This is a genomic window from Microbispora sp. NPDC049633, from assembly GCF_040675265.1.
GTDB lineage: Bacteria > Actinomycetota > Actinomycetes > Streptosporangiales > Streptosporangiaceae > Microbispora > Microbispora maris.
The window spans coordinates 1-8820 of the sequence record NZ_JBFAOO010000257.1; the positions used below are offsets into that span (position 1 = coordinate 1).

General features: G+C 73.9%; 5 protein-coding genes. All 5 read left to right on the forward strand.

Annotation, left to right across the window (positions count from 1 at the left end):
* Window positions 1–3973: amino acid adenylation domain-containing protein (locus AB0J39_RS35785; protein WP_363472974.1), on the forward strand; the 3973-nt coding region annotated here is incomplete at its 5' end.
* Window positions 3970–5496, forward strand: a complete 1527-nt coding sequence (locus AB0J39_RS35790; protein ID WP_363472976.1) for an AMP-binding protein — start codon at window positions 3970–3972, stop codon at window positions 5494–5496. The genes AB0J39_RS35785 and AB0J39_RS35790, both read left to right, overlap by 4 nt.
* A gap of 1 nt (window position 5497) precedes the next feature.
* A complete protein-coding gene (locus AB0J39_RS35795; RefSeq protein WP_363472978.1) occupies window positions 5498–7093 on the forward strand; it encodes a condensation domain-containing protein in 1596 nt (531 codons plus the stop codon).
* Window positions 7087–7320: a phosphopantetheine-binding protein gene (locus AB0J39_RS35800; RefSeq protein WP_363472981.1), complete on the forward strand. Its 234-nt coding sequence runs from the start codon at window positions 7087–7089 to the stop codon at window positions 7318–7320. The genes AB0J39_RS35795 and AB0J39_RS35800 overlap by 7 nt, the downstream gene beginning before the upstream one ends.
* Window positions 7317–8820, forward strand: a 1504-nt coding sequence (locus AB0J39_RS35805) for a condensation domain-containing protein (protein ID WP_363472983.1), incomplete at its 3' end; no start/stop codon positions are given. The genes AB0J39_RS35800 and AB0J39_RS35805, both read left to right, overlap by 4 nt.

The following is an 8820-nucleotide window of genomic DNA, read 5'->3' on the forward strand; positions in this document are numbered from 1 at the left end:
GGCCGACCGGCTCGCCCGGCGGCTGCGCGGGCTCGGCGTGCGGCGCGACGACCGTGTGGCGATCTGCCTGGAGCAGTCGGCCGGGCTCGCGGCCGCGGTGCTCGGCGTGCTCAAGGCGGGCGCGGCCTATCTGCCGCTCGACCCGGAGCACCCGCGCGGCCGGCTCGAGTACGTGCTGGCCGACGCGGGGGCGTCGATCGTCGTGACCAGCCCGGACCTGCACGACCGGCTGCCGGACGAGATCACCGCCGTGCACCTCGACGACGATGCGCCGGAGCCCGGCGACCCCTGGGAACCCGCGGCGCCCGGCGACCTCGCGTACGTGATCTACACCTCGGGCACCACCGGGCGGCCCAAGGGCGTCGCGGTGCAGCACCACGAGGTGATGGTCTACCTCGCCGGGGTGCGCGAGCGGCTGGAGGTGGAGCCGGGCTCGTCCTTCGCCCTGCTCCAGTCCCTCGCCTTCGACTTCGGCGTCACGGTCTTCTACCTGTGCCTGATGACCGGCGGCACCCTGCATCTGGTGCCCTCGCGCACCGCCGGTCCCGAGCTGGCGGAGATCTTCCGGCGCACCGGGATCGACTACCTCAAGATCACGCCGTCCCACCTCGCCGCTCTGCTCGCGGACGCCGGACCGGACGACCTGCTCCCCAGGAAGCTGCTGCTGCTGGGCGGGGAGGCGGCCCCGCGCGGCTGGGCCGCCGAGCTCGCGGCGCTGGGCCGCTGCCGGGTCGTCAACCACTACGGGCCGACCGAGGCCACCGTGGGCGTGACCACCTACGACGTCGCCCGGCTGCCCGCGCCCGACGGCCCGGCCGAGGCGAGCGTGAGCCTGCCGATCGGCTCGCCGCTGCCCGGGGCGCGGGCGTACGTGCTGGACGAGCGGTTGCGGCCGGTGCCCGCCGGGGTGCCGGGGGAGATCTATCTCGGCGGCGACCGGCTGGCCCGCGGCTACCTGAACCGTCCCGGCCTGACCGCCGACCGGTTCGTCCCCGACCCGTACGGCCCGCCCGGGTCGCGCATGTACCGTACCGGTGACCTCGGCCGGTGGTCCGGCACCGGCGACCTGGAGTTCCTCGGCCGCCGCGACCTGCAGGTGAAGATCCGCGGCTACCGGGTCGAGCTCGGCGAGGTCGAGTCGGTGCTGGCCGACCACCCGGACGTCGCCCAGGCCGTGGTCGAGCCGCGCGGCGAGCAACTCGTCGCCTACCTCGTCCCCGCCGGCGGGGAGTACGGGGAGACCGCGGAGGTCCGCGCGTGGCTGGCCGACCGGCTGCCCGCGTACATGGTCCCCTCGCGGTACGCCTGGCTCGACGAGCTGCCGCTCAAGTCGCACGGCAAGGTGGACCGCTCGCGGCTGCCCGAGCCGGAGGCCGACGTGGCGGCGGCCGAATACGTCTCCCCGGCGCCCGGCGCCGAGGAGGACGTGGCACGCGTCTGGGCGGAGGTGCTGGAGGTCGAGCGCGTGGGGGCGCTCGACGACTTCTTCGCCCTGGGCGGCCACTCGCTGCTGGCGATGCGGGTCATCGCCCGGCTGCGCAAGGCGCATCCGGACCGGCAGATCACGGTGCTCGACGTCTTCAAGCACCGCACCGTCCGCGAGCTGGCCCGGCTGCTCACGGCCGAGGGGGACGTGCCGCGCTCGCTGCTGCACCGGCTCACCCCCGCCGGGCCCGCCACCACCACCCTGGTGTGCGTGCCGTACGGCGGGGGCAGCGCGGTCGTCTACCAGCCGCTCGCGGACGCGCTGCCGGGCGACTGGGCGCTCTACTCGGTCGCCGTGCCCGGCCACGAGCTGGGCGAACAGGCCCGGCCGTTCGACGAGGTCGTCGTCGACTGCGTGGCCGAGATCTCCGAGATCATGGACAGGAACGGCGGCTCGCTGGTGCTGTACGGCCACTGCGGCCTCGGCGTCATGCTGTCCGCGGAGATCGCCCGGAGGCTGGAGGCGGACGGCCGCACCGTGGACGCGCTGTACCTCGGCGGCGTGTTCCCCTTCGCCCGGCCGGGCCGCGGCCTGAACTGGCTCGGGACCTTCTTCGACCGCCTCACCAGCGACCAGCAGCGGGTCAACGCCCTGACCGCGGCCGGGCTCGACGTGGAGGACCTCGGCCGGGAGCAGGTCAACCTCATCGTGCGCAACCGCCGTGAGGGCACCCGCGCCGCCGAGCGGTACTTCACGCGGATCTTCGAGGAGGGCGGCGGTCCGGCGCTGCGCGCGCCGGTCATCGCCGTGGTCGGCGAACGCGACCCGGCGGCCGAGTTTTACCAGGAACGTTACAAAGAGTGGCACTGCCTGTCGGATGACACGGCGTGTGTCGTCCTCGACGAGGCCGGGCACTTCTTCCTGCGGTATCGCAGCGACGAACTGGCCGAGATCGTCACCGGCACCCACGCCGCCCTCGCCTCCGGACGTACGGAGGGGATGGAACGGGACGACACCCGCACCTGGTGGCTGCAGGGGGTTTCGAGCCGGTCCGCCGAGACCGGAACCGGATCCGGCGCGGACACGGCGCAGGACGGCGGGGACGGCCGGGACGGCGCCGCGGACGCACAGGTGCGCCTCGGCCCGCCGCCCAGCATGCGGCGTTTCCTCCTCGTCGCGGCCGGTCAGCTCGTCTCGATCACCGGCTCGGCGCTGACCGAGTTCGCCATCCCGCTGTGGATCTACCTCACCACGGGCTCGCTCGCCCGGTTCGCGCTGTTCTCCGTGCTCGGGCTGCTGCCCGGCATGCTCGTCGCCCCGCTGGCCGGCGCCATCGTCGACCGGTTCGACCGGCGCAAGGTCATGATCGCCGGAGACGCGGCCGCGGGCGGCACCCAGCTCGCGCTGGGACTGCTGCTGTGGACCGGGAACCTGCAGGTCTGGCACATCTATCCGCTGCTGGTCTGCCTGTCCGTCGCGCTCACCTTCCAACGGCTGGCGTACACCTCGGCGATCCCGCAGCTCGTGCCGAAACGGTTCCTCGGGCACGCCAACGGCGTCGTCCAGATGGCGACCGGCACCGCGCAGCTCATCGTGCCGCTGATCGCGGTCGGGCTGATGGCGACGATCGGGCTGGAGGGCATCCTCATCATCGACGTGGCCAGCTACGTCGTCGCCACGCTCACCATCGTGCTGATCCGCTTCCCGGCGACGATGGCCTGGAAGCGGCGGGAGAGCGTGCTCGCCGAGATGCTGGGCGGCATCCGCCACTCCTGGGGCAACCGGGGCTTCCGCGCGATGCTGTTCTACTTCGCGGTGCTGAACGTCTTCCTGTCCCCGCTGTTCATGATGATCTCGCCGCTGGTGCTGTCGTTCGCGTCGCTGGCCGAGGTCGGCCGGGTGTCGTTCGCGGGCGGGCTCGGCGCCTTCCTCGGCGGCCTGGCGATGGCGGCCTGGGGCGGCCCGCGGCGCAGGCGGTTGTACGGCGTGCTGCTGTCCACGCTCGCCCTGTCGGTGTTCTGCCTGCTGACCGGGCTGTACCAGGACCTGTTCCTCATCGCCGTCGGCGCGTTCGGCATGTCGCTGTGCCTCACCCTGCTGAACGGCGTCTACGCCACGATCATCCAGGTAAAGGTGCCGCAGCGGTTCCACGGCCGGGTCATCGCGCTGAACACGCTGGTCGCCTGGTCCACGCTGCCCATCGGGTTCGGCCTGGTCGCGCCGTACGGCGCGCAGGTCTTCGAGCCGCTGCTCGCCCCGGGCGGGCCGCTCGCCGGCACGGTGGGCGTGGTGCTCGGCACCGGCCCCGGCCGCGGGATCGGCTTCATGTACGCCTGCTTCGCGCTGGCGATCGCCGTCATCGCTCTGGTCGGCATGCGGGTGCGGGTGCTGCGCCGGTTCGACGCCGACGTGCCCGACGCCCTGCCCGACGACGTCGTCGGCTATCAGGCCCTGACCGAACGCGTCGCGGCCGCCCGCACGAACGCACGGACGGACGCACGGGCAGGAACAGGGGCGGCTCGCGAACCCGAGAAGGAGCACGTATGACGGGGGCGACGAGGACGCGGGGCGTGCCCGCGCTCACCCTTCCGGAGCTGCTGCGGCTGCGCGCGGGGCAGGAACCGGACGGCGTGGCGATGATCGTGGAGGGGCACGGCACGCTCACCTTCGCGGAGTGGGAGCACAGGTCGGCGGCGCTCGCCGCCGGGCTGGCGGGCCGGGGGGTCACCCCGGGCGACCGGGTGGCGCTGCACTTCGGCAGCCGTGACTGGATCGACTTCGCCGTGGCGTTCTTCGGGGTGCTGAAGGCGGGCGCGGTGGCCGTGCCGATGTCGGACCGGCTGGCGCCGGCCGAGCTGCGTCACATGATCGAGCACTGCTCGGCGACGGCGGTGCTGCTCGGCCGGGACCTCGCGGCGCCGGCGGAGGCGCCGTGGACCGCGACCCCGGCGGAGCTGGAAACCGGCTTCGAGCCGGGGACGGCGCCGGAAGGACCGCGGGTACGGCCCGGCGACCTGGCGCAGATCCTCTACACCTCCGGCACGACCGGGCGGCCCAAGGGGGTCGGCGCGAGCCACGCCAACCTGGCCTACGGGTGCGTCACGCAGCCCAAGCACCGCAGGTTCGCCCACTCACGCCACCTGCTGCACGCCTTCCCGATCGGCACCAACGCCGGCCAGACCATGCTGGTCAACGCGCTGGACGCCCGGCCGGCCGTGCTGACCCCGGCGAGGTTCACGCCCGGCCGGTTCGCCCGGCTGATCGAGACCTACCGCCCCGGCACCGTGTTCCTGGTGCCCTCCATGGCGATCGAGCTGCTCGACGCCGGGCTGCACGAGCGGCACGACATGTCCAGCGTGGTGCTGCTGGGATCGGCGGCGGCCGCGCTCCCTCCCGCCGTGTCGGAACGTCTGTCGGCGGCCTTCCCGAACGCGACCGTGACGAACTACTACACGTCCACCGAGGCCGCCCCCGCTCAGACGATCATGATTTACGACCGTACGCGGCCGGCCGCGCTGGGGCGGCCCGCGTTCGGCGGCTCGCTGCGCATCACCGACGAGGAGGGCACCCCCCTCCCGGCCGGGGAGACCGGTGAGGTGTGGATGCGCTCGCCCACCGCCACCCGGTCCTACTACGGCGACGCCGAGGCCAGCGCCAGGTCGTTCCGCGACGGCTGGGTGCGCATGGGCGACGTCGGCTACGTGGACGCCGACGGCTACCTCTACCTGGTCGACCGGGAGAGCGACGTGGTCAAGACCGGGGCGTTCAAGGTGTCCACCCTGCAGGTGGAGGCCGCGCTGCACGAGCACCCGCTGGTCGCCGAGGCGGCCGTGTTCGGGCTCCCGCACCCGGTGCTGGGCTCCGTGCTGGGCGCCGCGGTCGTGCCCAGGTCGCCGGGGCTCGTCGCGAACGAGGTGCGCGCCTTCCTGATGGACCGGCTGGCCTGGCACGAGCTTCCCGAACGGGTCCTCGTGGTCGACAGCCTGCCCAGGAACCAGTCAGGAAAGGTCATCAAGAAGGAGCTGCCCGCGCTGCTGGGCGACTCCGTGATCAGCACGGAAGGCAACTGAGATGTCACCGACGCTCATGGACGAGGGGGAGCAGGCGTCCCTCGCTCAGCACGGCATGTGGATAACGGAGCAGATGGGCTGCGGGGGCCGCGTGTACCACATGCCGCTGGCCATCCGGTTCGACGGCCCTCTGGACGTGGACCGGCTGCTGGCCGCCTGCCACGACGTGGTCCGCGCGCATCCCCAGCTGGGCGCGGCACTGGCCGAGCGGGACGGCGTGCTGCGCCCGGTGCCGGCCGCCGTGCCGCCGCCGATCGGGTTCGAGGACGTCTCCGGGTCCGGGGGCGCGGGGCGCGAGCCGGCCGAGCTGATCGAGCGCGAGGCGTCCCTCGCCCTGGACCTGCGGACCGGGCCGACGGCCCGGTTCACGCTCTTCCGGCTCGCGCCGGAGCGGCACCTGCTCGTCGTCGTCGCCCATCACGCCGTCTTCGACGGCATGTCCAAGGACGTCCTGGTGCGCGGCCTGGCCGGCGCCTACGCCGGGGTGCCGTCGCCGGCCCTTCCCACGACGTACGGCGAGGCCGTCGAGCGGGAGAACGCCCGGGTGGCCGAGTTGCTCGGCGACGCCGCGGAGTTCTGGCGTGACCGCTGGCGGGACCGGCAGGATCTGCGCCTCCCCGGGCTGTCCGGGGTCTCGACCCGCGCCGCGGCCGGCGAGGCCGTCGACTTCGCGCTTCCCGCCGACCTCGCGGTCGCCGCGGACAAGATGGGCGTCAGCCGGTTCGAGCTGGTGCTCGCCGCGGTGCACACCCTGCTCGCGGCGTACGGCAACGAGGGCACGGCGGTGGCCGTCGACCTGTCGACCAGGACCGAGGAGACGCGGGACCACATCGGCCCCTTCGTGAACGAGCTGCCGGTGCCCGCCCCGGCCCCGGCCGTGACGTTCGCCGATTTCGCCCGGTCCCTGCGCGAGGAGCTGCGGGCCGTCTACCGGTTCCGGCAGGTGCCGCTCGCGCGCGCCGTCGGCGGCGTGAGCCCCCGCACCGCGCTGACGCCGGTGTCGGTCAGCTACCGCAGGCGTGACGGAGGCGCGCCGGAGTTCCCCGGCGTGGAGGCGTCGGTGGACTGGATGTCCTTCAACGGCGCGGTGCGCGGCACGCTGCACCTCCAGGTGGTGGACGCGCCGGACGGCGTCGCCGCCCGGCTGCAGTTCAACCCGCTCGTCCTGAGCCGCTCCGGCTGCGAGACCGTCGCCGGGGACCTGCTCTCCCTGCTGCGCGCGGTGGCAGCCGCTCCCGACGCCGACCTGGCCGGCCTGCCGCTGCCGTCCCCGGTGGCCGACGGCGTGGTCGGCGGCGCGGTCGAGCCGTCCTTCGCCCGGACAGGGGAGGAGCCGGCCGCGGCGACCGGCGCGGCGGACGCGGGGCCCTTCCTGGCCGAGGTGGGGGAGATCTGGCGCGAGGTGCTCGGCATGCCGGAGATCGGCCCGGACGAGGACCTGTTCGACCTCGGCGGGCACTCGCTGTCGATCACCCAGATCATCGCGAAGGTGCGCGAGCGGATGGACGTGGAGCTGTCCTTCGACGTGTTCTTCGACGAGCCGACGATCACCGGGATCGCGGCGGAGGTCGCCCGCCTGCGGGAGGAGGCATGCTGAGGGAGCGCGTGGCCGAGCTGGTGTCGAAGGCGAGCGGCGGCGATCTGGCCGTCGCCGACATCCTGGCGGCGGACTGCAGCCTGCCCGCGCTCGGCCTCACCTCGATCGCCTACCTCCGGCTGATCGACCTGCTGGAGACCGAGTTCGACTGCGACGTCGACCTGGACGGCGGCCACCTCAACACGCTCGACGGCCTGGTCGAGCACATCGCGGGGCAGCGGAAGTGACCGCGGGTCCGCCGGCGGTGGAGGCCCCCGGTCTCTCGGCGCTGCCGCCGCGCACCGTGGAGTTCCGCGGCGCCCGGGGCGGGCAGGCCGCGCTGACCTGGGGCCAGCAGGGGATCTGGCGCTCCACCCGGTGGCTGGACGACGGCGACCCCTACTTCAACCTGCCCTGGACCCTGCCCGTGACCGGCGCGGCCGACGTGGACGCGGTGCTGCGCGCCGTGGGCCGTCTCATCGAGCGGCACGAGACGCTGCGCACGGCGTTCGTCCCGGACGGGGAGAGCGCCGAAGAGAACACGGTCCAGCGGGTGAGCCGGGAGGGCCGGCTCACGGTCGGCGTGTACGAGGCGGCGGCCAAGCCGATGAGCGCGGCCAAGGCACTGGCCGCCGAGCTGGCCGCGACCGGGTTCGACTACGCGGCCGAGCTGCCGATCCGGTGCGCGGTCGTCTGTCAGCGGGGCCGGCCGCGCGCGCTCGCCCTCGCGCTGTCCCATCTCGCGCTCGACGGCTGGTCGCTGAACACGGTGGCCGCGGAGTGGCCGCGGCTGGTCGCCGGTGAGGACCTGCCCGGCCCGGACTGGCAGCCGCTCGACCAGGCCGCCTTCGAGGGGTCGGACCCGCCGCCCGGCGGCCAGGCGCTGCGGCACTGGCGGACCGGCCTGGCGTCCGCGCCGCGTTCGATGTTCGACTTCCCCGCGAGGGAACCCGAGGAGCCGCGTTTCGTCCGGTACGGGATGGACTCCCCGGCGGCGGCCGTCGCCGCCGAGGCGCTCGCCGCCCGGCACGGCGTGACGACCTCCAGCGTGCTCACGGTCGCCAGCGCCGCTCTGCTCGGCGCCGTGACCGGGCATCGTACGGCGGCGCTGCAGCTCATCGTGTCGAACCGGCACCACCCGGGCATGGAGGCCATGGCCGGGCCCGCCGCCCAGGACGGCCTGTGCGTGATCGACCTCGGGGACGGCACGTTCGCCGGCGCGCTGCGACACGGACATCGCAGGACCATGGCGACGTACCGGAACGGGCACTACGACCCCGCGCTCGTGCTGGCCGCGTGGGAGGCCGAGGCGTGGCGGCGCGGCGCCGACATCGACCTCGACGCCTTCTTCAACGACGTCAGGCAGGGCGGCCGCTGGCAGGGCCTGCCGCGGGTCGATCCGGACGACGCCGCCGCGCTCGCCACACTCCGGGGCAGGACCAGGACGTTCTTCGTCGGCGCCTACTCCGCGGTCAAGGCGAGGATCTTCTTCGCCACCGGTCCCGCCCCGTCCACCTGCGAGTTCTACGTGCTGGTGGACACGGCCTTCCTGCCCGGAGCCGTCGCCGAGCGGATGCTCACCGGCCTGGAGGAGTTGCTGGTCCGGGCCGTCTCGGAGGAGGTGCTGCTGGACCAGGTCGCGAAGATCGCGGGCCTGGACCCGGTGCCGCGCCCCGCCGGGTGGACGGCGATCGGCCACGACTGGGTGAGCCTGCCGGAGACCGAGGCGCTGCTGCGCCGGGCGTGCG